This window comes from Mediterraneibacter agrestimuris (assembly GCF_943193195.1).
Classification (GTDB): Bacteria; Bacillota; Clostridia; order Lachnospirales; family Lachnospiraceae; genus Schaedlerella; species Schaedlerella agrestimuris.
The window spans coordinates 1-23,487 of sequence record NZ_CALPDG010000008.1 but is presented as its reverse complement, the minus strand read 5'-3'; the positions used below and the strand labels follow the sequence as shown (position 1 = coordinate 23,487).

The window sequence follows — 23,487 nt, the reverse complement described above, 5'->3', positions numbered from 1 at the left end:
TGAATAGTTACGTTATGATATTGCAATAATCAAAATATATTTACAGAGGAATTTTACTGATATGCATGACTGTTCCAACCGCCGCTGGGGCGAAAAGCGTTATCATTCCATGGATTATGATTTAAAACAGATATATGGAGAAAAAGTTTACAAAATCACATTGAACGGCGGTATGAGCTGCCCCAACCGGGACGGCACGCTAGGGACCGGAGGCTGTATCTTCTGCAGCGCACAAGGCTCCGGCGACTTTGCCGGCTGCGCTCATTTTTCAATCACAGAACAGCTTCAGGCAGGGAAAGCCAGCTTGGCAGGTAAGCGTCCTATCCATTCTTACATTGCCTATTTTCAGGCATTTACCAATACATACGCACCTGTAGGTTATCTGGAGCGTATTTATATGGAAGCGGTTCAGGATCCTGATGTAAAGATTCTTTCCATCGCCACCCGCCCGGATTGTCTGGGGAAAGATGTACTGAATCTTCTTGATAAAATCAACCAGATCAAGCCCGTCTGGATAGAGCTTGGTTTACAGACTATCCACCCTTCAACCGCCGCTTATATCCGAAGAGGCTATGAACTTCCTGTATTTGAACGGGCGGTAAACGAACTTCGCAGACGCGGGATTGAAGTAATTGTCCACACGATCCTATGTCTTCCCGGCGAAACCATGGATATGATTCTGGACACACTGAACTATCTGAACAGGCAGGATATTCAGGGCATAAAGCTGCAGCTGCTTCATGTATTAAAAGGGACAGACCTTGCAGCCGACTACAAAGCCAGCCCGTTTTACATCCCATCCATGGAAGAATATATTGAACTTCTGGCTCGCTGCATTGCAAGGATCCGGCCCGATATAACAATTCACAGACTGACCGGAGACGGACCAAAAGAACTTCTGGTCATGCCTCTGTGGACCAGTAACAAACGAACCGTATTAAACGCACTGCACAGTTACCTGAAAAGGATGGATATCTGGCAGGGAAAGGACTATTATGACTGAATCATTTACCTTATACAAACTGATCATCTTATACATGCTGAATAAAGTGGACTTTCCGCTGACAACATCCCAAATTTCCGAATTTATTCTTGATCAGGGATATACCAACTATTTCAAATTACAGGAAGCTCTCTCCAATATGGTAGACTCTGATCTGATCCGTTCAGAGAACACCCACAACCGTACCCTCTATCACCTGACTGAAAATGGAAAAGAGACCATTCATTATTTCCGAAATAAAATTTCTGCTGAAATTCAAAACGATATTGATTCTTTTCTGAAAGCAAAACAGTTTGATCTGAAAGAAGAAGTATCTGTTAAAACCGACTACTACCTGACCACCGCCCACGAATACGAAGTACGGTGTCAGATTGTAGAAGACAGTTCAAATCTTATCGATTTAAAGCTGACTGTTCCAACCGAAACGGAGGCTGAAACCATCGTCAACAACTGGATGAAACAGAATCAGGAATTATATGCCTTACTCCTGTCGAAGCTTCTGTAACCATTCTTTGATTTCTTTTTCTTTGCCAAGACCGCCGGGTTCATAGAACCTGGCGTCTTTGATTTCATCCGGCAGATACTGCTGGTGCGCATAATGATTCGGATAATCATGGGCATACTGATATCCGATGCCATGCCCCAGCTTTGCCGAGCCTTTGTAATGTGCATCTTGTAAATGTGACGGCACTGTTGTCTTCGTCCGGCGCACGCTTTCATTTGCCGCAGAAATCGCCTTGACCGCCGAATTGCTCTTCGGTGCGCTGGCCACATAAAGAACCGCCTGAGACAAAATGATCTGCGATTCCGGCATACCGATCCGCTCCACTGCCTGCGCTGCTGATACCGCTACTGTAAGCGCCATCGGATCCGCATTTCCCACATCCTCTGATGCACAGATCATGATCCGTCTTGCAATAAACTTCACATCTTCACCTGCGTATAACATTTTCGCCAGATAATACACCGCCGCATCCGGATCAGACCCACGCATACTCTTAATAAATGCCGAGATTGTATCATAGTGATTATCTCCGCCCTTATCATAGCGCACCACCCGCTTCTGGATACACTCAGATGCCACATCAAGGGTAATGTGGATCAGTCCATCTTCACTCCGCTCTGTAGTCAGGATTCCAAGTTCAATCGCATTCAGTGCATTTCTCGCATCTCCACCTGCAATGTCCGCCAAAAAATCTAATGCCTCTTCATCAATCTCTGCCTTGAAAGAACCCATTCCCTTCTCTTTATCATAAACGGCACGTTTCAGAAGGATTTTGATATCGTCCTTTTCCAATGCCTTTAATTCAAATACACTGGAACGTGACAAAAGCGCTCCGTTTACCTCAAAATAAGGATTCTCAGTAGTTGCTCCGATCAATGTGATCGTACCATCCTCTACAAAAGGCAGAAGATAGTCCTGCTGCCCCTTATTAAAACGATGAATCTCATCGATAAACAATATCGTCTTCTTCTGGTACATTCCCAGCCGGTCCTTCGCCTCCTTGACCACAGCCTCCATATCCTTCTTCCCGGCAATCGTCGCATTGATCTGCTCGAACTCTGAACTGGTCGTATTGGCGATCACCTTGGCAAGGGTTGTCTTGCCTGTCCCCGGTGGTCCATAAAAAATAATAGATCCCAGCTTGTCTGCTTTAATGGCGCGATGCAACAGCTTATCCCGTCCGATAATGTGCTGCTGCCCCACTACTTCCTCCAGTGTGGTGGGACGCATCCGGGATGCCAGCGGTGATTCCTTCTCTGATTGTGTCTCTCTCATATAATCAAATAAATCCATAATTAAAATCTTCTTTCTCTGCTTACTGAATTTTCCTTCACTGCAATACCAATTTCCTGCTTTTCCTATCACATCATATCCGCTAAGTTTGCAAAAATACCCCGCCTGATATTCATCTGATACCGCTGATATCCCGAATCACTTCCCCAGCGATCAGAAGCCCCGCCACCGGCGGCACAAAAGAAATACTTCCCGGAATCGTCCGGCGTCTTCCCTTCTCTTCTTCTGTCTTCCGTTCCGAAATGTCCACCGGCTTTTCCTTTGAATACAGCACCTTCAAATGTGTAATTCCCCGCGCTTTCAATTCCTTTCGCATCACTTTACAAAGTGGGCATACACTTGTCTTCGGCAAATCTGTAATCTCAAATAGCTCTCCATGCAGCTTATTCCCGGTCCCCATGCTGCTGATGATGGGAATCTCCAGCTTCTGTGCCAGTTCCACAAGCGCTATCTTTGCCGTCACGGTATCAATGGCATCAATAATATAATCCGGTTTTTCTGCAAATAACGATTCTATATTATCCGGCAGCACAAACATTTCATGGGTTTCTACCATCGTTTCCGGGCAGATATCCGCAATCCGCTCCTTCATTACCTTTGTCTTATACCGCCCCTTTGTACTGTGATACGCAATCGACTGTCTGTTAATATTTGTAAGCGACACTGTATCATTGTCGATCAGTATCAGCTTACCTACACCGCATCTGGCAAGCGCCTCGATACAATGAGAGCCCACACCGCCGACTCCAAACACCATTACCGCAGCATGTCTGATCCGATCCAGAGCCTCTGCTCCAAGCAGAAGTTCCGTCCTTGAAAATTCATTTACCATATCCTGTCCCTCTCCTAACCGCTGTCTCAATTCACAAGCAGTTCATCTACCGTTACAAACTCATATCCTTCCGCCTGCAGCAGATCTACGATCCGAAGCGCTGCTTTCACAGAACTGTCATAACAGTCATGTAACAAGATAATATCATTTTCTTCCACTTCCGTCACTACCTTATTGACAATTTCATCTGGATTTTCTGTTGCCCAGTCCAAAGGGTCCACAGTCCACATAACTGGAAGCACATGAATCTTTTTTTCCAGGGCTTTCTGCCACGCGCCAAAAGGCGGTCGCATAAATTCCACGGTTTCTCCTGTAATCCCCTCTATGACTTCATTCGTCCTTTTTAGTTCCTGATAAGCGCTTTCATCATCTAGTTTCGTAATCTCCACATGATTGTATGTATGATTCCCGATCAGATGTCCCTCATCCTGTTCCCGTTTGACAATTTCCGCATTTCCACCTGTTTCAATATTCTTTCCAATCAGAAAAAAGGTCGCCTTTACCCCTCGCTTCTCCAGTCCGTCCAACAACACCGGTGTATAAACCGCACTCGGTCCGTCATCAAAGGTCAGGGCAATTTTCGGTTTTTCCTTTCCCCTTGTTTCTGTCTCCTGTTCCTCTTTCTCTCTTTGCCCCACTGTTTGTTTCCCATCAATTCGTTTTATTGTGCTTTGAACCTCATCTCCATTTCGTATCATTCTCCACCCCGGAACACAGATTGTAAGCAATAATAAAGTATATACGACTCCAAGACCCTGCATCCATCTCTTTATTTGCATCGCCTTTCGCCCTTTTCCACAATTCTTCCATTCAGTATATGCAAAAACAGGGATGTATTAGTATATTAAAAACTTATCCATTGTACATATAAATTTATTTGTGCTATAATATGCGCGGACACAAAGAATCAAGCGGCACGAAGTGACATTTGAGTTACAGTTCACACGGCACCTTGCACTACGCTGCTGATTCTTGGGCGCGAACCATGATGCAGATATAACTCGCGCGGACATAAAAGGAGGATTATTATTTATATGGAAAAAGTAACAAAAGAAAATAAAATGGGTGTAATGCCTATTCCGAAACTTATAGTCACAATGTCTCTGCCAATAGTAATTTCTATGCTGGTACAGGCGCTTTACAACATCATAGACAGTATTTTTGTCGCTCAGATCAATGAGAATGCTTTGACTGCGGTTTCTCTTGTCTTTCCGGTTCAGAATCTGATGATCGCCATTGCCGTAGGAACCGGAGTCGGTATTAACGCACTTCTCTCCCGCAACTTAGGTGAGAAGAATTTTGAAGATGCTAATCTGGCAGCAAGAAACGGACTCTTCCTTGCACTGATCAACAGTGTGTTTATGGCATTGATCGGCATCCTTGCTTCTAAGACATTCTTTACCATGCAGACACAGGAACAGCAGATTATACAATACGGAACACAATACATGACTATCATTACGGTACTGTCTATTGGTATTTTCATGGGAATCACACTGGAACGGCTCTTGCAGGCAACAGGTAGGACCTTTTATACCATGCTTACCCAGGGACTGGGCGCGATCATCAATATCATTCTGGACCCGATCATGATCTTTGGGCTGCTCGGCTTCCCGCGGATGGGAGTTGCCGGAGCTGCCTTAGCAACAGTAACAGGCCAGTTTATCGCCTTGTTTTTGTCTCTGTACTTTAATATAAGGAAAAACCCTGACATCAATATCAATATGAAAGGTTTCCGCCCGAGCAAGAGGGTCATCGGCTCCATTTATCAAGTTGGTGTTCCTGCCATTATCATGCAGGCTATCGGCTCTGTCATGGTATTTGGCATGAACAAGATCCTCCTGATGTTCTCTTCGACAGCAACGGCTGTCTTTGGAGTTTATTTCAAACTGCAGAGTTTTATCTTCATGCCTATATTCGGACTGAACAACGGAATCATTCCCATTATCGCTTACAACTACGGAGCACGTAATAAAAAACGCATTCTGTCCTCTGTAAACCTTGGTATCACCATTTCCGTATCGATTATGTTTCTCGGCGTTTTGTTGTTCCAACTGTTTCCGGCTCAGCTTCTGGGCTTTTTCGATGCCTCAGAGCATATGCTGGAAATCGGTGTTCCGGCGCTGCGTATCATCAGTCTGTGTTTTATACCTGCCGGCTACAGCATCCTCGTCGGTTCTGTTTTCCAATCGCTTGGAAACGGCACATACAGCCTGTTTATCTCAGTAGCTCGTCAGCTTCTGGTCATTCTTCCGGTTGCCTTTTTCCTTGCAAAGGTATTCGGACTGCATATGGTATGGTGGGCTATTCCAAGTGCTGAAATTGTCTCCTTTACCATGTCAGTTCTATTGTACAGACGTATCAGACGGTTAAAAATCAATCCTTTACAGGATTAGCATCTGCTTGTAACAGCTCAGCATAAGACTTTGCATTTACTGCAAAGTCTGTAAGAACGTGTGATGGTTCCCTCTTCTGAGTTGTGACAGAACTGACATTTTGTATATCCATTTGTTTTTTTCTGTACTCAGAGGGACTCATATTCATACGGCTTTTAAACGCCTTTGAAAAATAAAGATTATTTTCAAATCCAACTGAATATGCAATTGCAGCGACTGACAGACCCGTCTCCCGTAATAGGTGACGGGCCTTTTTTATGCGGAAATCCGTCAGATACTCTTTGGGAGACTGCTGCTGATACATTTGAAACGAGCGGAACAAATGGCTGCGGCTGATACCCACATAAGATGCCACATCTTCAATTGTAATCGGATACGAATAATTTGTATTGATATAGGCGCATGCTTTCTCCACATACACCATATGACTGTCTTTCACAGTTTCTTTCTGCACCGCATAGTGCATAAATACGGACATCAGTGTATATAAAGCGCCTGTCATCGCAACCGCCGACTCATAGTCATTTCCTTTCAGATCATAAATCGTTTCCAGCTGCTTTTGTATCATCCTCTTGGGCAGAATCCCCTTGAGGATCAAAGGATACTTTTTAGAAAAATCAGTTGCACGAATCAGCGAATCTGCATCTGTACCAAAAAAACCAACCCACGCATATTCCCATGGATTTTCCATATCTGCATAATATTTTACCTCTGTATCAGGATAAAGAATAAAGGTATCCCCTGCCGTCAGATGATATATCTCTTCATTTACCTCATAATATCCACTCCCAGAAATAATATGATGTATACAATAATGGTTTCTGACACCTGGTCCCCACTGATATCCGGCTTCACACTTCTGATGCCCTACATTATATACAGACAGGGCATTTGGTAAATTTTCTCCCGCCTTATAGGAATGCTTATAAGTTCCTTCCATGTGCTTTTGTCCTTTCTCCATCACATTTTCTTAAAAACTTTGCAGCAAATGCAAACTCTTATGCTGCACTGTCACATCAATATATTTCTTATAAGTATAAATCCTCTTGCTCATTCATGCAACATAATTACATATCTTTGCACGGATTTTGTATAGACTTTCCTTTTATAGCATTCTATAATAAAGGTAAATGTTATGTCCATTTCATTAAAGTGTTTAGAGCACTAACTAACAGAATGCATTGTTACAATTTAAAACAAAATATCTGGGAAAGTGAGGTTTCATCACATTATGAAGGAAAAATTATTTACAAAATTCGCAGATCTTTTCGGTGATTCCGAAGGTGCGGGATTTTACTTTTCTCCGGGACGTGTCAATCTGATCGGAGAACATACGGATTATAACGGAGGACATGTATTTCCATGCGCACTGACCATTGGTACATATGGTGCAGCTCGTAAGCGTGACGACAGGAAAATTCATTTCTATTCCATGAATCTGGACAGCTGCGGAGTTGTGGAAGCCTCTCTTGATGAGTTGGTCAATAAAAAAGAATACAACTGGGCGAACTATCCGCTCGGTGTAGTATGGGCATTCACAGAAAAAGGACATTCCCTCGACTCTGGTTTTGACATGGTGATCTGGGGCAATATCCCGAATGGTTCCGGTCTCTCCTCTTCTGCTTCTTTGGAGGTTCTGACGGGAGTGATCTTAAAGGATCTGTTCCATATCGATCATATCACCATGGTGGATATCGCCTTGTACGGACAGTATTCTGAAAATAATTTCAACGGCTGCAACTGCGGTATCATGGATCAGTTTGCCGTTGCCATGGGCAAGAAAGACAATGCCATCTTCCTTGATACCGCTACACTGAACTATGAGTATGCTCCGGTTGTCCTTGAGGATGCCAAAATTGTCATCACCAACAGCAAAGTAAAGCACAGCCTTGTAGATTCTGCTTACAACCAGCGTCGTCAGGAATGTACAGATGCCCTTGCAGAATTACAGACTGTTGTAGATATCAAAACGCTGGGCGATTTGGATGAAGAGACTTTCAACAAATATAAAGAAGCAATCCAAGATCCAATCCGTCTGAAACGTGCAAAACACGCAGTTCTGGAAAATCAGCGTACCATCCGTGCCGTAGCTGCTCTTCGCGCAGGCGATACCGCACTCTTCGGTGAGTTGATGAATCAGTCTCATATTTCTCTGCGGGATGATTATGAAGTATCCTGTGAAGAAGTGGACATTTTAGTTGACCTTGCCTGGCAGATTCCCGGAGTGATCGGCTCCCGCATTACCGGCGGCGGATTCGGCGGCTGTACTGTAAGCATTGTTAAAAATGATGCTGTCGATACATTTACCTCAACAATCGGCAAGGCTTATCTTGAAAAGGTCGGACATGAAGCAGAATTCTACATTGTAGATATCGGAGAAGGCGCAGGAAGAGTATCATAAGAAATGTAGCGGAGGAATACATATATGAAATTATATGAAAATATTAAAAAGCTTGTAGAATACGGTATTCAGTCAGGTCTTACACCAGAATGTGAACGCACCTACACCACCAATCTTTTGCTGGACTTATTACACGAAGATTCCTATGAAGATGTGGAAATTGACACATCCGATATTACTCTGGAAACTGTTTTAAACGAACTGCTTGACGAGGCATGCAGCCGGGGCATTATCGAAGACAGTATTACATACCGAGATTTATTTGATACCAGGCTCATGAACTGTCTGCTGCCCCGTCCGGCACAGGTTCAGAAAGCATTCTGGGACCACTATGCTGCTTCTCCCGAGAAAGCAACTGCATATTACTACAAACTCAGTCAAGACAGCGACTATATCCGCCGCTACCGTATTAAAAAAGATATGAAGTGGACAGTCGATACTGATTACGGTACACTGGATATAACCATTAATCTGTCTAAACCAGAAAAAGACCCGAAAGCAATTGCCGCTGCAAGAAATGCCGCTGCTGCCAGCTACCCCAAGTGTCTGCTTTGCGTAGAAAATGAAGGATATGCAGGCCGCGCCAATCATCCGGCACGTGAAAACCACCGTATTATCCCGATTACAATCAACGACAGTGCATGGGGCTTCCAGTATTCCCCATATGTATATTATAACGAGCACTGTATCGTATTTAACGGCGAGCATACCCCAATGAAAATTGAACGCAATGCATTCATCAAGCTATTTGATTTTGTAAAACAATTTCCGCACTATTTCCTCGGCTCCAATGCAGACCTTCCGATCGTGGGCGGCTCTATCTTAAGCCATGACCATTTCCAGGGCGGACATTATACTTTTGCTATGGCAAAAGCCCCGTTTATTGAAAACTTTACCGTAGCAGGCTACGAAGACGTCACTGCCGGAATCGTCAAATGGCCGCTGTCCGTTATCCGTTTACAATGCAAGGACGAAAAACGTATCATCGAGCTGGCTGATCATATTTTAAAGGCATGGAGAGGCTATACAGATAAAGATGCCTTTATCTTTGCTGAGACAGACGGCGTACCGCACAATACCATCACTCCGATTGCCCGTAAGCGCGGAGAATTATTTGAAATGGATCTGACACTGCGCAATAACATTGCAACCGACGAACACCCCCTTGGTGTTTATCACCCGCACGCACACCTTCATCACATTAAAAAAGAGAACATCGGTCTGATCGAGGTTATGGGTCTTGCCGTACTTCCTGCTCGTTTGAAGAACGAACTGGAACTACTGGAAGAATATATTCTGGAAGGCAAGGATATCCGCTCCAATGAAACGATTGAAAAGCATGCAGACTGGGTAGATGAATTCTTACCGAAGTATGAAAATGTCAATGCTGATAATGTGAAGGAAATTCTTCAGAAGGAAGTCGGGAAGGTATTCTGCGAGGTTCTGGAAGACGCAGGTGTATACAAGTGTACAGAGGAAGGTCTGAAAGCGTTCCGCAGATTTATTGAAATATTATAAAACAAGAAGTTTACCTTGTAAAAAAGACCTGTCAGTGCGGTAGGTCTTTTTTAAGTCTATCTATATGGGAATTTTATAAAAATTCTTTACATAGCTGCTTCTGAGTATGTGCAGGAAATTGAAGTTGGTTTCATTCTACCTTTTTCTGCGTTTTGTCTTACCTGTTTCTTTCTTCACACTGTATCCAAAAGTACCTAATTTCTTACCCAATCCCAGATATTCTCCATGGGAATATGCCAGCAGTCCCGTTTTGTTCAATTCAAACTTACTCTTCTCATTCATATATGCTTCATCTGCATGAACTGCTGTCACTTCTGCAAGGAACATATGATGGCTTCCCAATTCTTTTACTTCACTCACTTTACACTCGATATTAACCGGAGATTCGGCTATCAGCGGTGCATACTGTAGTGTAGAAGCCTGCTCCTGATGCAGATTCATTTCTTTCCACTTGTCTACATCCCGTCCGGATCTGACGCCGCAGTAATCCGTTGCATACGCCAGCTTTTCTGTTGTCAGATTAAGAACAAATTCCTCCGTGTCCCGTATCATGCGGTAGGAATACCGTTCTGGTCTGACAGATATGTATACCATTGCCGGGTTTGTACAAATAGTTCCCGTCCATGCAACCGTTATGATATTGGTATTGCCCTCTTTATCCCCGGCACTCACCATCACTGCAGGAAGCGGATAAAGCATATTTCCCGGTTTCCAGATTTGTTTACTCATAAATTTCTCTACCTCATATTTTACATTTATAGATTTAACCATTACACTTACTGCTGCAGCGCTTCTACCAAAGCCGGTACAAGCTGTTTCTTTCTGGAGACAACTCCCTTCAGATGCAAGTCTTCCATCTCCATACGCAGGTCAAATGCACTGATGACTTTCTCCCTTGACTCTGGTCCAGCGCAGATTAATTCGGAAGATTCTGTGAGAATATTGGTCAGCATAAAGAAAATCATATTCAAGCCATGGCTCTTCCGTGCTTTTTCTAAATGAGGAAGCAACTTCTTCTTAATCTCTTTTAGCTCATCCCCACTCATAGAATTCACCTGACCCACCCCAAACACGGTATCATTCACTGTAAACTGTTTGAAGTCAAGGAAACAGATCTCTTCTGCTGACTTGCCCTTTAAATTACTTCCCGCACGAAACATTGCCTGCGCCAGCATTTCGATATCCACCTCCGCGATTTCCGCAAGCTGCCTTGCAGACGCTTCATCTAATGGTGTACATGTCGGTGAACGGAACATCAGTGTGTCGGAAATAATAGCGGAACACAGAAGTCCTGCTATTGTTTTCGGTACCTTCACCTGATTCTCCTGATACATCTGATAGACGATCGTGGCTGTACACCCCACCGGCTGGTTTCGGAAATACACCGGTCCCATCGTCTCAATACTACTCAGTCGATGATGGTCGATAATTTCCAACACATCTGCCTGCTCAATACCGTCTACTGCCTGGTTCTTCTCGTTATGATCCACCAGAATCACCTGTTTCTTCCGGCAGTTCAAAAGGCGTCTTCTGGAAATGAAGCCGAGGAAATTCCCCTTATTGTCTACCACCGGGAAATCACGGTAACGTACCCTCTGCATCACCTCTTTGACATCATCCACATAATCACGCATCCTAAATACAATCAGCTTCTCACGTTTGGTCATAAAATGCCTTACCGGAATACTCTGGTTGATCAGCCTTGCCACTGTAAATGAATCATGCGGGCTCTTGATAATTACAATCTCTTTTTCCCTCGCCTGCTCCAGAATTACCTCTGAAACTTCTGTATCGTTCCCCAGCACCATACAGCCCACATTCAAATCTATGGCAAGCTGCTGTGCCTCAGTCCGGTTACTGAGAATTACAAGATCATTTTCCTCTATAAATTCTGCCACTTGTTTGCGGCTGGAAGACATGATTCCAACCTTTCCTTTTAACAGATAACTATGTTCATTTCCATTTATTATTTCTCCGTCAATCGTACTTGCAATATTACGATACTGAGTTCTCGCTACGGAAAGGATACTGCTGTCATACACATCCATATAAGAAGTCGCAATATCTCCAATGGTAATTAAACCTTCCAGTTTGTCATTCCTTGTAATCGGAAGTGTCTTGATACTCTCTTCCTTCATTTTCGCCCATGCCGTCTTAATGGATACTGACCCTTTCACCCCTTCCAGTTCACGGAGCGCTACATCTTTCACCTGCACTCGTAAATCTGTCAGAAGAGCCGGGGCCTTCACATCAAAATAATCTAGAACATACTGTGTTTCCTCATTTAAATGTCCCGCACGCCTGGCATTATGCGCCTTTCCCGTAACCTTTGTCCGCAGATCTGCATATGCAATTGCAGAACAGATAGAATCTGTGTCTGGATTTTTATGCCCCACCACATATATTTTATTATTGATCACACCTTTTTCCATTGCCGCTAATCTCTCCTTTAAAGTAGAGCAGTTTTCATATATTTTCCTACCTATTTAGATTGCCATTTTTTTGTATATTCGTCAACCCCACAGTTGTATTTTTCTTGCCATGTATGGTATAATGTACACGGTTACTAAGAATTAAGTAACACTAATACGTACACAATTAATAAAATAAGAATAAATGTGAGGTACGAACATGAGCGAAGATTTAAGAACTGAAGAAATGACAACAGAAACAACTGCAGAAATGACTGCCGCAGAACAGCCTGCTGAGACAATGGCTGACTATGAGGAGCACTTTGACGACGCTAATCCATGGAACCGTGTTATTGACTACATGGAAAAAAAGACTATTCTTCCGGTCAAGGTAGAAGGTGTTGTAAATGGCGGTGTGATCGCTATGGTAGAGGGACTGCGCGGATTTATTCCGGCTTCCAAACTGTCTCTTTCCTATATTGAAGATTTGGAGACCTATTTGTTGAAAGATATCGAGGTCAGGGTTGTTGACGTAGATCAGGCAAATAACCGTCTCGTCCTTTCTGCACGTGAGATTCTCAAAGAGCAGGAGAAAAAGGCTCTTGAAGAGAAGATTGCCAATGTTAAAATTGGATCTGTTATGAACGGAACTGTAGAGACATTGCAGAACTACGGCGCATTTGTAAAGCTGGAAAATGGACTTTCCGGACTGGTTCATGTTTCCCAGATTTCCAACAAGCGCGTTAAGATGCCGTCTGATGTATTGAATACAGGCGACACTGTTCAGGTTAAAATTATTGGACTAAAAGATGGTAAGATCAGCCTGAGTATGAAGGCTCTTGAGAAAGTGGAAGAAGAAGTTGTTGAGAAAGTAGAGATTCCGAAGTCTGAGAATATTGGAACCAGCCTTGGAGATTTATTCAAAAATATCAAATTAGATTAAATACAACGCATTATAAGAAATGAGGTAACATCTATGCATACAAACGAATCGGCGGAAAATTACCTGGAGACTATTTTAATCTTAAGCAAGTGCCGCCCGGTCGTCCGTTCCGTGGATATTGCAAATGAACTGAATTTTAAAAAGTCAAGCGTCAGTGTTGCAATGAAAAAGCTCCGTGAGGGCGGATACATTACCGTCACCCCCGAAGGATTTATCTATCTGACCGAGATGGGCAATGCTCTGGCGGAAAAGATTTATGAAAGACATCTTATGCTCTCTTCCTGGTTAGAACAACTTGGTGTCACACCAGAAATTGCTTCTGCAGACGCATGCCGGATTGAACATATCATCAGCTCCGAGAGTTTTGAGGCGATTAAGAAATATCTGGAATCAAACTCAAAATAGACCGCTGATTTGCTTTCTCCCATGCATGGTAACTAACTAAAAAACGTCCACTGGACGTTTTTGTCGTATGCTTGGCAACAACAAAGAGAGAAGAAATCTCCATATCAGAGTTCCTCTCTCTTTTTCTTTATAGGAGTCATCTATATACTGATATACTACACGTTTCTCCTATTACTTTTTTCTGTATCCTTTATTTTATTTCCAAAACTATTTCTCATCCGCTTTCCGCTTTTGGATCACCCGATCCAGCATCTGATAGAACTTATCCACTTCTACAGGTTTGGACAGATGCCCGTTCATACCGCACTCCACAGACTTTTTCAGATCATCATCGAAAGCGTTAGCTGACATGGCTACGATAGGTATGGTGCGGCAATCCTCCCGTTCCATTGCACGGATTGCACGAGTTGCATCCAGACCATCCATTACCGGCATCATAATATCCATCAAAATCACATCATAGGTTGCCGGTTCTGTGCTCTTGATGCGCTCTACAGCCTGCGCACCGTCATATACGCAGTCCACAAGAAATCCCCGTTCCTCCAAAAAGCACTGGGCAATCTCGGAATTGAGCTCATTATCCTCTACCACCAGCACACGGCAGCCTTCAAAAGAAACCTCATCCTGCTGATCTGTACATTCTGTATTTTCCCCCAGTCTGAACGGAATACAAAAACTAAAGGTACTGCCCTTTCCTGGCTCACTCTCGAGTTGGATGCGGTTTCCCATCATCTGGATTAAGCGGCTGCTAATGGAAAGCCCCAGTCCGGTTCCCTGCTGCTTGGACGGATCCCTACCTGACGCCTGTTCAAAGGAATAGAATACTTTTTCCTGATCCTCCTTCGCAATTCCTATGCCCGTATCTTTCACCGCAAAATAGATGTAGATATTTTCTCCCACAGTCTTTTCTTCCTGCACTATCAGAGTAATCCTTCCCTTTGCAGGAGTAAACTTTACTGCGTTGCCCAGCAAGTTGATGAGAACCTGACTGATCCGCATACGGTCCGCCAGAAACCAATCATGATTGAGACTGACCTTCTGTATAAAATCAATCTCCTTGGCTGTCACCTGAGGAGCCACCAGCTCTCTGATCGTATCCAGCATATCCTGCATATTGAAATTACAGGGTTCCAGTTTCATCTTGCCACTCTCGATCTTTGACATATCCAGAATATCATTGATCAGTCCGAGAAGATAATTGGATGAGGACTGAATCTTCTGCAGACAATCCGTAACACTTTCCTTTCTCTCGTTCTGCTGCAGGGCAATGGCTGTCATTCCGATAATTCCATTCATAGGCGTACGAATCTCATGGCTCATGCGAGAAAGGAATTCCGACTTAGCCTTGCTTGCTATGTCATGCTGCCGCTGATTTAACTTGCCCTGAATCACCTGTCCCAGCTCAGACAGTTCCTGAATGGCATCCGGCTCTTCCAAAAGCGGGGACGGTATACCGCAGATACAGATATTTCCCATATAGTTTCCGTTGTCATACATAGGGAGGACTACCCCCTGCTTTCCCTGTATAATCCCAAGAAAGCACCGGATCACCTTTTGCCTGCTGTCCTTTTCCGAAAACTTGCGGACATCATCTTGTCCCATCCATTCAAAGAAAGTTTCCTTTTCTTCCTCACTATATCTTCTCACACTTTCTTCTACATTTCTGCCATTTCTGTGCCACTGGTATTCCAAATAGTTTGTGTTAAAATCCGCCCGCAACATAGATACCAGCACATCATCTGCCTGATAAAACCTGCCAATTTTTCGGATTATCAGCATCATCTGTGCCGCAAAATCAGCTCCCCGGTCAAACAGATTAAGGGCAAGAGATGATAGACTCACATCTTCCCCATACCCCGGCGAGACAATATCATTCCCTTGCAGCGCAGGCAAAACCTTTCGCTTACTTTCGAGAATATCTTCATAAAAAGTGCACTGCTTTCCATTGTTGGCATCCACCATGCTGCCTGCCAGTTTCGCCATACGGATAAGCTGTACCGAAGGTACTTTCTTTCCCCCCAGCGCCAGACCAGCATGTATATGAACATTAAAGGACTCCTCGTCAAAAGCCTGCCCAATTTTTTCAAGCAGATCTTCCACAAACGCTGCCGCCTGCTCCTGAAAGCTCCCCTCCAGCCACAGCACAATTTCATCCCTGTTAAGCCGCATGGCTGTCACATGCCTGCCGGTAGTCTGAACAAACTCCTTGCAACAGTTGCCCGTCAGCATTCCAAGTTCCTCAAGAATCATATCCCCAAACATGATGCCGTTCTTCTCATTACTCTCCTTGAGTTTATCCAAAAACAGGCTGACCATCACGCCTTCCGGCTGGCTGTCCCGCAATTTTCCGATCTGCTCCATTCCTGCGCTGAAAACAGCAAGTCCGGTCACACTATCGGTGGAATTCTTCCTGAGCTGCTCTTCTTCACGCCGCTTCTGCTCCTCAATATCTCGGATACTTCCCACCATCTTCCATCGCACGCCATCCGTATCATAGACTGCTTTCCCTGAAAGCGCCTTCCAAAGATACTCCCCTTCCATGGGCCACTTTATCCTGAATTCTGCATAAAGGGTATCTTTTCTGCTCTGTAGTTCACGAATGGCTTCCTCTCGATCAGGTTCATAAATACATTCCGGATCAATAAAACCGCTGGCAAATTCTTCACACTGCCACTGTCCGCTCATGGTCTCATGATTGACTATATCCAGTATATGCTTTCTGATATCATAGGAAAAAAAGATATCTCTGGAGGATTCCAGCGCTACCCGGTATCGTTCCTTTTCCTCCAGCAAGATGTTCTCTGCTTCTTTCTGCTGGTCTGTCAGCTCCTTCACCACCTCAAAGAGAGAATCCACCTCCAGAATATTGGATGATTCAAATTCCTTAAGCCCCGTGTTTCCTTTGCTGATGCAGTTCATAAGACGCTGTACCGGTCTGGTCAGATGCTTTACCAGAATATAAAGACCCGCCACACCAAACATCAGACCTGCCAGAACAGCAAGCAGCATCCAGAAATAGAGCTGACGGCTCATACCAAAAAGCTCCTCCTCCGTGTTCAGACCCAGAAGAAGCCACCTTGTGTCTTCATAAGGCACATTGTTGCTATAAAGCTTCAAAGGACAAGCTACCGCAAATAGCTTTTGTCCCTCCATTCGGATGTCCTGAACTTGCAGAAGAACATCATAATCCGTCTGCTTAAGCGAAAAACTGTCGCCCGTGGAACAAACCATATTATAGAGAAGTCCCCGTCCTGTCAACGGAATATAATTGCTATCACTTTTCGCAAGAGCAAGCATATATCCCGACTGGCTTAATGCATTTAGTTCTTCCACAGGAAAATAATCATGCAGATTACTTTCGGAAATCTCTACTCCCAGCACTCCGTATACCTCCCCATCATACCGCAGAGGCAAGGAATAGGTAATCATCCGGTGCGAATCTTCTCCACTCTTATCTGAAGAATCCTTTCCCAGTGAAAAAGGCGGAGACCAGTAGCCCAGATCCTTGATATCCGCATCCATATATACTTCCCCCGCCCGCCAAGGTTCATAGAAAAAGTTCTCAGAAGTGTTCTTTCCTTGTCCTTCCATATGAAAATGAGTAGTCCAGCTGGTATCCAGAGGGATATTCCACTCTCTGGAAAGATTCTTACTCCCCCTCTCCAGAAGAAGATCCGTACGGTTGGCAGGATTGGTCATAGGATCGGAATCTCTTAAGAAAAATCCGTCATAATCTCCTGATGACTTTCCCTCATCCCCGGTCAGGATCATAAATATCCCTGTAGTAGAGTTATTCTGCAACAGATTCAGGCATTGTGGAAAGAATAGCTCTAACAATTCATCCTTCTTCTCATCTGACGCAAGTACCTCCAAAATACCCGCATCCTCGGCATCCAAAAACCCTCTTAATGTTTCATTCATCAGTGTTTCCTGCTCATGAATGGATGCCCAGCGCTGATTCATATCATTTTGCAGGATCACTTTTCTGTTTTCTACCAACCGTCCCATCATGTTTGCGGAATACTCTTCCAACATCCCGCCCGCCTTTCTGATGACCAGCGTGCCGACGGTAATGATACTCTGCACTAACATGATCAGGATCAGAGGAACCAGAAAAATCTTAAATATAGTCGGTTTTTTTCTTTTCCTGCGCTTTCCTTCCATTGTAATACACATGCCCCTTCCATACCATCGTCTTAGAAACTATTCAGCCTTCCGGCTTCATAGTCACTCAAAACAGTCCACCGGACTGTTTTATCACATGCTTGGCAACTGAATCCGCCCTATTTTAAATTCACCTGCGGTGAGAGGGCGGATTCTTTTCTTCCTTCACGCATTTTTATGGAGTTTGCAGCATGTGCAAACTCCTATGCTGAACTGTTACTCGTCCTACTCTTTACTCATTAACTGCCTTGTCCAATGCATCGCAAAAAGATTGATACCATCCTTCAAAAGCTTCCTCTGTCACAAAATTGTCCACTGCCTCTTCAAGGCTCTTTCCCTGCGCCAGCAGTACCTCCACTTCCTTACGGTCTGCCGCCGCCTGATCCGCCAGATGATATTCCAGCACCTTTCTGGCCGCAGAGCCGTTTTTGAAGCTCTTATTCGTATACAGATTCATACTTTCCATTTCTTTAAAAATAGTTGTCAGACAATCATAGGTCTTAGGCGCCACTGACAATTCCTTCTGCTCAATCACTTGGTCCAGCTTTTCTTCACTGTTGGCCTCCTTAAGCACCGGCAGATAACCGGACACACTTCCAAACTGCAGATTATTTTCCGTCTCGGTAAACCACTTTAAAAACTCCACAGAGGCATACTCATGCTTTATATCAGACTTGCTGACTACCATGCCGGCGCCCTGCTGTACTGCCACATGCTCCCCTCCTTCAAATACTGGGGCTTCCATCACGATATACTCGATAGCGTAGTTGTCATCGGAAAGTTCCACCTGATCAGGAAAATACATAGCGGAAGTAGTAGAGCCAGTATAAGCCAAAAGATCTCCCGTTTTCACATCATCGGAACGGAAGGAACCATATGCGCCAAAATACCCATTTACCATTGGAACATAATAATTTTCCCACAAACGGTGCAATTCCTCCTTCGGTGTATTTAAAGTGAGCTGACCGTTCTCCACTTGAAAAATCTCCGTGCCAAGCTGCTGCATCCCGATGATAAAATAGTTTGCCAGAGCATCCCTCCCATAAAAGGCCCGGCCGTCATATGCCACATCGGGTGTCTGTGAATCTGTCCACTCATAATATGCCTTAGCCGTAGCCGCCACTCCTTCCAGAGTCTTCAGATCCTCTAAAGAAGCTCCTGTGGCCTTTGCAAAGTTGTCCCAATCCGTCTTATTAATCATCATAATCTCCGTGGATTTGGCTGTGGGGAAAATTCGCAGAGTTCCGTCCGATGCAATACGGCCTTCTTCTATATAAGAGTCTACATATTTTTTTAAATCCTCCGCATCCAGATAATCCGACAAATTAGCAAGCGCCCCCGACTGTTCCACCTCATAGGCAGTATCCGCATAGGAAGAAAAGATATCCGGCATCTCATCCGCCCCTACCTTTCCATTGATGGAATCCCGTACCGCCGTCTCCAGATCTGCAACAGATCCCTGGCTGTAACCCTGCACAAAGATTCCCTTTTCCCTTCCTATACTTCCATTAAACTCCTCCACCAAGGCATCAAAGGCTGCCTGTTGGGAGCCGTTATAGTAGTGCCACACTGTCAGCGAAACCGGATCCTTAGGATCCAGGGGACTTTTATTCCCACAGCCTGACAGGCTGCCAGCCAGCGCCGTCATCAGAAGCGCTGCTGTAAACCACCTGCCTATACTTATCTTGTTTTTTCTATGTACTCTTTTCATATCCTATTTTCTCCCGTCTTTGTTTTTGATATTGTGGTTATTCTAGCATATATTTCTTCCCTTTTCAATATCCCGAAGGCAAGGGGCTGGATATATCGCTGTCATCTCTTCATTGATCGGACACCTTGCAGCGTGGTGCAATGTGCCGTGTGAACAGTAACAACAGTTCAGCCTTTCTGCTGCACTGTTACTGAATCCGCCCTATTTTAAATTCACCTGCGGTGAAAGTGCGGATTTTTTTCCCATCACGCATTTTTACCAGGGTGTTTCAACAAAATGGAAATATAATAATCTTCGTGGTGTTTTGGAACGCTTACAGAAAAAGGAAAGTTTTCCAGAGCGTATTTTGGTTCCAAGCCAGTTTCATGATATAGGGGAGTACCTAGATTCAATTTTTAAACAAAATGGAGGAATAGTTTAATGAATGATTTATTAGATTTATTTGAACTTCTTGAGGATGATAAAGAGGTAAGAGGTGAGAAGAAAGATACAACTAAGAAGAAAGGGAAAAACTCTAAGAAAACAAAAAAGTATTTGCTGCCTATTTACTTGGGGGCGGGGCATCTTCGATATCTTTTTTCAGATGAAGGGGAAGAAGAGTGGTCCGAAGATATGTTAAGAATAAAGCTCGGTAAGGTTTTTGATGAATTGAATAATCTGTCTTATGAGATAGGTATAGTAGAAGGAGAACTGAACCAGGAGCTTTTTAGTGAAAATGTCAACACTTTTATTACCATATATGCGAATTATACTGAGCTGTTGAATGTAGATGAAGTACAGTTTCCAGCAGAAATACGACTTGGTGAAATTGACATTTCTGTGAATAGTGCAGAGAGTATAGAGGATATTCGTGAAGTTCTCATATCAGAGTATCCAGAATACAATGACTGTAAGTTTCATTATCTCAAAGAAGAGAGATATCTATTACCTTTTATGAAGGCAAATGCTCCGCAAGGAAAGGTGTATCCATTACCTGTGACAGTTGGATATATGGATTTACAAGAAACATATACGGAAGACACATTTGAGGCAGAGGATATTACGGTTACTGAGGATGTGCTTAGAAAATTGTTCATCAAGTCCTATCCGGAATATAAAGATTGTGCATTTGCCTATCAGGAAGAAAGTAATCTTCTTTTCCCAATTTTATCAAAAAAGAGCAGTGAAAAAACAAATCAGATATCACTTCCAGTTCTTGTGCGTGCCGGAGGATTTCAGTTAAGCATTGAGCCGAGTGATATAAAAGGACGTTCATCTGCTACCTTAGACGAAATACGGAAGGTTCTAGAAAGAATTTATCCAGAATATTCCAAAGAACGTACAGAAATGATATATGATGAGCAGCATTTTATTATACCTGTTCTTAAAAGTTCTAGGAAAGGAGTGAAGCTCCAGTCTATAAAACCTGGTTGGGAACATGATATCTATACCGATAAATATGGAGAACAGTGGCGAAAAGAGACTACGCCATTTGGTGTTTTTTCAGCAAATCTATCCCAAAAAGGAGATACTCAATTCGAGTTTCGGATTTCCAAGATACCATATCATTTTTTGAAACAAATAGTAGAAATTTTTGAGGCTGAACCGTATAAGGAATGTGCGGTTCAGATTTTTTATAATCTGAAAGATCTAGAATACGAATTACACATTCCAGAACAGCACTGTACTGCTTCGTCAGTCATATTTTATCGAAACGCAGAGCAGGAATTGGAGAAAATCTTAATCATGGATGTTCATAGCCATGGACGATATCCAGCATTCTTTTCGCGGATAGATGATGATGATGAAAAAGGGATTCGTTTGTATATGGTTATAGGAAATATGGACAAAAAGGAACACACATATAAAATAAGAGCCGGAATGGCTGGAATATTCGGTATATTGGAATTGGACGAAATATTTGAGAAAGAAGGGTAAATATATGTATCAAATTATTGTAGTTGGCTGTGGAGGAATAGGCGGAAACTATGTGAAAGAATTAGGGAGGTTTCTATATCAAAACAGTTTAGCGTGTAGATGCAAGATTGTTATTGCAGATGGTGATTTGGTTGAAAAAAGTAATATTTCAAGGCAGCCATTTCTTCAAGAAGATATTGGTCGCAATAAAGCGGAAGTCATGGCAGAAATCTTAACTAATACATTTTGTATAGACTGTGGATTTTTTCCTGATTTTATTAATAACCACTGCCAGTTAATGCAGATGGAACAGAAAAACATGTGTACGGTATTAGTTGGAGCGGTTGATAATCATGCTTGTCGTAAAGTAATGCATAAATATTTTAGAGAAACAGATACAATATATTACTTTGATGCGGCAAATGAATATTCTGCAGGCGAGGTTGTTGTTGGAGCTAGGATATCTGGGAATGAATTTTATCCCGACCGGGCACAGTATTTTCCTGAAATATTAGAGGATACTTCTGTACCCAAAAGTGAGGAGAACTGTGAAGCAGTTAATATATCACAACCTCAGCACATACTTACAAATCTTGTTACAGCAAATCTTCTGCTAAAGTGCACAATAGACATTTTAAAAGATGATTTTTGTGAAGGAGGTATCTATTATTTTGATGCGTTTAAAGGTTATTCTCAATTTAGGGAGAAGAATATATGGTAAATTATAAGAATATGCGTATACTATTTATACCACAAAAAATTTTTAATCAAGTAACATTTAATGTGAAGAAAAATTATATTTATATTCAAATGATGGGGCTGTCGCACTAAATAATTAGTGCGTAGCCTCTTTTCTTTGCAAAAAAATTACAGCCAGACTTCGAAAAGTCTGGCTGTTAGTGTAAAATATAAGTATACGAAAACCTATATATTTACATCAAGATTATACTTTGAATGGGGAAGGATATCAACTAAAACTTCCTTTAAATTTAGAAACGATTATTCCGGTAGATGATTCTGTGCGATTGCTCAGTCAGTTCGTGGAGGCTATGGATATAACTGACTTATATTCTACTTATGAAAGAATAAATACAGTTTCGCCGAGAACTCTCTTGAAGATTGTTTTATACTCTTACATGAATGGTGACTATTCCTCTCGTTCTATGGAACTGAACTGTAAACGGGATATTAACTTCATGTATCTTCTAGAAGGGAAACCTGTTCCTGACCATGCCACTTTTGCACGTTTCCGCAGTATTCATTTTGCTCCATGTGCGAAACGGATTCTCGCTGAAATGTCTGCTCTCCTTTATGAGCTTGGAGAAGTTTCAGGAGAAACGATTTTTATAGACGGCACAAAAATTGAGGCCTGCGCCAATAAATATACCTTTGTATGGAAAAAAGCAGTCACAAAAAACCATGAAAAGTTACTAATAAAAATCGCCGCCCTCATTGCAGAATGCGAGCAGCTTTACGGCATTCGGATCGTCCATGGTGATACAGTAAAAATGAAACATGTAAAACGGTTACGCAAAAAACTGTATGCTTTGAAACAGGAAGAAAACATTGAATTTGTGCACGGAATTGGGAAGAGGAAATCTCCCTTACAAAAGAGTATCGAAACATTAGAAGGGTATCTGGAACGTCTGAAAGGATACACAAAGAAACTGCACATCTGTGGGAAAAGAAACAGTTATTCCAAAACAGATCCAGATGCAACTTTCATGCGGATGAAAGAAGATGCAATGGGAAATGGGCAGTTAAAGCCAGCATTTAATTTACAGCATGGAGTTGATTCCGAATACATTGTATGGCTGACGACCGGACCTCAGCCTGCAGATGCCACCACCCTGATTCCATTCTTAAAGGAAACAGAAGAATATCTGGCGTTCAAGTATCAAAAAATCATTGCAGATGCCGGATATGAAAGCGAAGAGAATTATGTATTTCTGGATCAAAATCAGCAGCTGGCATTCATCAAACCATCGAATTATGAAATATCAAAAAAG

18 protein-coding genes are annotated in these 23,487 nt (G+C 43.0%); 10 read left to right on the top strand and 8 right to left on the bottom strand.

The genetic code is table 11. The annotated features are described in order from the left end of the window. Positions 1-61 precede the first annotated feature (61 nt). Together NFS18_RS06020 and NFS18_RS06015 are read left to right on the top strand one after the other, a co-directional pair. A complete protein-coding gene (locus tag NFS18_RS06020; RefSeq protein WP_251388989.1) occupies positions 62-1,003 on the top strand; it encodes a TIGR01212 family radical SAM protein in 942 nt (313 codons plus the stop codon). Further along, positions 996-1,508: a DUF4364 family protein gene (locus NFS18_RS06015; protein WP_251388987.1), complete on the top strand. Its 513-nt coding sequence runs from the start codon at positions 996-998 to the stop codon at positions 1,506-1,508. Before NFS18_RS06020 ends, NFS18_RS06015 begins: the two co-directional genes overlap by 8 nt. Here NFS18_RS06015 and NFS18_RS06010 read toward each other — a convergent pair. The 3 genes from NFS18_RS06010 to NFS18_RS06000 all read right to left on the bottom strand — a co-directional run bounded on the left by NFS18_RS06010 (position 1,485) and on the right by NFS18_RS06000 (position 4,412). Next, on the bottom strand, positions 1,485-2,801 hold the full coding sequence (locus NFS18_RS06010) for a replication-associated recombination protein A (RefSeq protein WP_251388984.1): 1,317 nt from the start codon (positions 2,799-2,801) through the stop codon (positions 1,485-1,487). The genes NFS18_RS06015 and NFS18_RS06010 overlap by 24 nt on opposite strands. A 112-nt stretch (positions 2,802-2,913) precedes the next feature. Further along, the gene (locus tag NFS18_RS06005; RefSeq protein ID WP_251388982.1) at positions 2,914-3,633 is read right to left on the bottom strand and encodes a tRNA threonylcarbamoyladenosine dehydratase; all 720 of its coding nucleotides are present in this window, start codon (positions 3,631-3,633) and stop codon (positions 2,914-2,916) included. A gap of 26 nt (positions 3,634-3,659) precedes the next feature. Further along, positions 3,660-4,412, bottom strand: a complete 753-nt coding sequence (locus tag NFS18_RS06000) for a polysaccharide deacetylase family protein (protein WP_251388980.1) — start codon at positions 4,410-4,412, stop codon at positions 3,660-3,662. 255 nt (positions 4,413-4,667) lie between these two features. Here NFS18_RS06000 and NFS18_RS05995 point away from each other — a divergent pair, with 255 nt between their 5' ends. Beyond that, on the top strand, positions 4,668-6,029 hold the full coding sequence (locus NFS18_RS05995; protein WP_251388978.1) for an MATE family efflux transporter: 1,362 nt from the start codon (positions 4,668-4,670) through the stop codon (positions 6,027-6,029). Here NFS18_RS05995 and NFS18_RS05990 read toward each other — a convergent pair. Beyond that, complete coding sequence (locus tag NFS18_RS05990) at positions 6,010-6,990, bottom strand: AraC family transcriptional regulator (RefSeq protein ID WP_251388976.1); 981 nt, start codon at positions 6,988-6,990, stop codon at positions 6,010-6,012. The two genes, NFS18_RS05995 and NFS18_RS05990, sit on opposite strands and share 20 nt — an antisense overlap. A 270-nt stretch (positions 6,991-7,260) precedes the next feature. Here NFS18_RS05990 and NFS18_RS05985 point away from each other — a divergent pair, with 270 nt between their 5' ends. Both NFS18_RS05985 and galT read left to right on the top strand, forming a co-directional pair. After that, the gene (locus NFS18_RS05985; RefSeq protein ID WP_251388974.1) at positions 7,261-8,430 is read left to right on the top strand and encodes a galactokinase; all 1,170 of its coding nucleotides are present in this window, start codon (positions 7,261-7,263) and stop codon (positions 8,428-8,430) included. 24 nt (positions 8,431-8,454) lie between these two features. Beyond that, complete coding sequence (gene galT / locus NFS18_RS05980; RefSeq protein ID WP_251388972.1) at positions 8,455-9,948, top strand: UDP-glucose--hexose-1-phosphate uridylyltransferase; 1,494 nt, start codon at positions 8,455-8,457, stop codon at positions 9,946-9,948. A gap of 135 nt (positions 9,949-10,083) precedes the next feature. Here the strand turns inward: galT and NFS18_RS05975 are convergent, their stop codons facing one another. Both NFS18_RS05975 and NFS18_RS05970 read right to left on the bottom strand, forming a co-directional pair. Next, positions 10,084-10,677, bottom strand: coding sequence for a flavin reductase family protein (locus NFS18_RS05975; protein ID WP_251388969.1), 594 nt, complete (start codon positions 10,675-10,677; stop codon positions 10,084-10,086). A 47-nt stretch (positions 10,678-10,724) separates the two neighbouring features. Beyond that, the gene (locus NFS18_RS05970; protein WP_251388966.1) at positions 10,725-12,380 is read right to left on the bottom strand and encodes a putative manganese-dependent inorganic diphosphatase; all 1,656 of its coding nucleotides are present in this window, start codon (positions 12,378-12,380) and stop codon (positions 10,725-10,727) included. Between the two features lie 199 nt (positions 12,381-12,579). Between NFS18_RS05970 and NFS18_RS05965 the strand changes: the two genes are divergently transcribed. Beyond that, on the top strand, positions 12,580-13,302 hold the full coding sequence (locus tag NFS18_RS05965; protein ID WP_251388963.1) for a S1 RNA-binding domain-containing protein: 723 nt from the start codon (positions 12,580-12,582) through the stop codon (positions 13,300-13,302). A gap of 33 nt (positions 13,303-13,335) precedes the next feature. Beyond that, positions 13,336-13,707: a metal-dependent transcriptional regulator gene (locus NFS18_RS05960; protein WP_251388960.1), complete on the top strand. Its 372-nt coding sequence runs from the start codon at positions 13,336-13,338 to the stop codon at positions 13,705-13,707. Between the two features lie 207 nt (positions 13,708-13,914). On the opposite strand, the gene NFS18_RS05955 is transcribed toward NFS18_RS05960, so the two are convergent. Together NFS18_RS05955 and NFS18_RS05950 are read right to left on the bottom strand one after the other, a co-directional pair. Further along, positions 13,915-17,883: an ATP-binding protein gene (locus NFS18_RS05955; RefSeq protein WP_251388957.1), complete on the bottom strand. Its 3,969-nt coding sequence runs from the start codon at positions 17,881-17,883 to the stop codon at positions 13,915-13,917. A gap of 220 nt (positions 17,884-18,103) precedes the next feature. Then, positions 18,104-19,582 carry an extracellular solute-binding protein gene (locus NFS18_RS05950; protein ID WP_251388954.1) on the bottom strand — a complete coding sequence of 493 codons (1,479 nt, stop codon included), beginning with the start codon at positions 19,580-19,582 and terminating at the stop codon, positions 18,104-18,106. 420 nt (positions 19,583-20,002) lie between these two features. On the opposite strand from NFS18_RS05950, the gene NFS18_RS05945 reads away from it, so the two are divergent. From NFS18_RS05945 to NFS18_RS05935, 3 genes are all read left to right on the top strand, one after another. After that, a complete protein-coding gene (locus NFS18_RS05945) occupies positions 20,003-21,499 on the top strand; it encodes a Mov34/MPN/PAD-1 family protein (RefSeq protein WP_251388952.1) in 1,497 nt (498 codons plus the stop codon). A 4-nt stretch (positions 21,500-21,503) separates the two neighbouring features. Next, a complete protein-coding gene (locus NFS18_RS05940; protein WP_251388950.1) occupies positions 21,504-22,199 on the top strand; it encodes a ThiF family adenylyltransferase in 696 nt (231 codons plus the stop codon). Between the two features lie 193 nt (positions 22,200-22,392). Beyond that, positions 22,393-23,487, top strand: a 1,095-nt coding sequence (locus NFS18_RS05935) for a transposase (RefSeq protein WP_251389133.1), incomplete at its 3' end; no start/stop codon positions are given.

Excerpts from the sequence above, each read along its gene's own strand:
- NFS18_RS06020 (WP_251388989.1), top strand. The coding sequence starts at position 62 with ATGCATGACTGTTCCAACCGCCGCTGGGGCGAAAAGCGTTATCATTCC.
- NFS18_RS06015 (WP_251388987.1), top strand. The coding sequence starts at position 996 with ATGACTGAATCATTTACCTTATACAAACTGATCATCTTATACATGCTG.
- NFS18_RS06010 (WP_251388984.1), bottom strand. The coding sequence starts at position 2,801 with ATGGATTTATTTGATTATATGAGAGAGACACAATCAGAGAAGGAATCA.
- NFS18_RS06005 (WP_251388982.1), bottom strand. The coding sequence starts at position 3,633 with ATGGTAAATGAATTTTCAAGGACGGAACTTCTGCTTGGAGCAGAGGCT.
- NFS18_RS06000 (WP_251388980.1), bottom strand. The coding sequence starts at position 4,412 with ATGCAAATAAAGAGATGGATGCAGGGTCTTGGAGTCGTATATACTTTA.
- NFS18_RS05995 (WP_251388978.1), top strand. The coding sequence starts at position 4,668 with ATGGAAAAAGTAACAAAAGAAAATAAAATGGGTGTAATGCCTATTCCG.
- NFS18_RS05990 (WP_251388976.1), bottom strand. The coding sequence starts at position 6,990 with ATGGAGAAAGGACAAAAGCACATGGAAGGAACTTATAAGCATTCCTAT.
- NFS18_RS05985 (WP_251388974.1), top strand. The coding sequence starts at position 7,261 with ATGAAGGAAAAATTATTTACAAAATTCGCAGATCTTTTCGGTGATTCC.
- galT (WP_251388972.1), top strand. The coding sequence starts at position 8,455 with ATGAAATTATATGAAAATATTAAAAAGCTTGTAGAATACGGTATTCAG.
- NFS18_RS05975 (WP_251388969.1), bottom strand. The coding sequence starts at position 10,677 with ATGAGTAAACAAATCTGGAAACCGGGAAATATGCTTTATCCGCTTCCT.
- NFS18_RS05970 (WP_251388966.1), bottom strand. The coding sequence starts at position 12,380 with ATGGAAAAAGGTGTGATCAATAATAAAATATATGTGGTGGGGCATAAA.
- NFS18_RS05965 (WP_251388963.1), top strand. The coding sequence starts at position 12,580 with ATGAGCGAAGATTTAAGAACTGAAGAAATGACAACAGAAACAACTGCA.
- NFS18_RS05960 (WP_251388960.1), top strand. The coding sequence starts at position 13,336 with ATGCATACAAACGAATCGGCGGAAAATTACCTGGAGACTATTTTAATC.
- NFS18_RS05955 (WP_251388957.1), bottom strand. The coding sequence starts at position 17,883 with ATGTGTATTACAATGGAAGGAAAGCGCAGGAAAAGAAAAAAACCGACT.
- NFS18_RS05950 (WP_251388954.1), bottom strand. The coding sequence starts at position 19,582 with ATGAAAAGAGTACATAGAAAAAACAAGATAAGTATAGGCAGGTGGTTT.
- NFS18_RS05945 (WP_251388952.1), top strand. The coding sequence starts at position 20,003 with ATGAATGATTTATTAGATTTATTTGAACTTCTTGAGGATGATAAAGAG.
- NFS18_RS05940 (WP_251388950.1), top strand. The coding sequence starts at position 21,504 with ATGTATCAAATTATTGTAGTTGGCTGTGGAGGAATAGGCGGAAACTAT.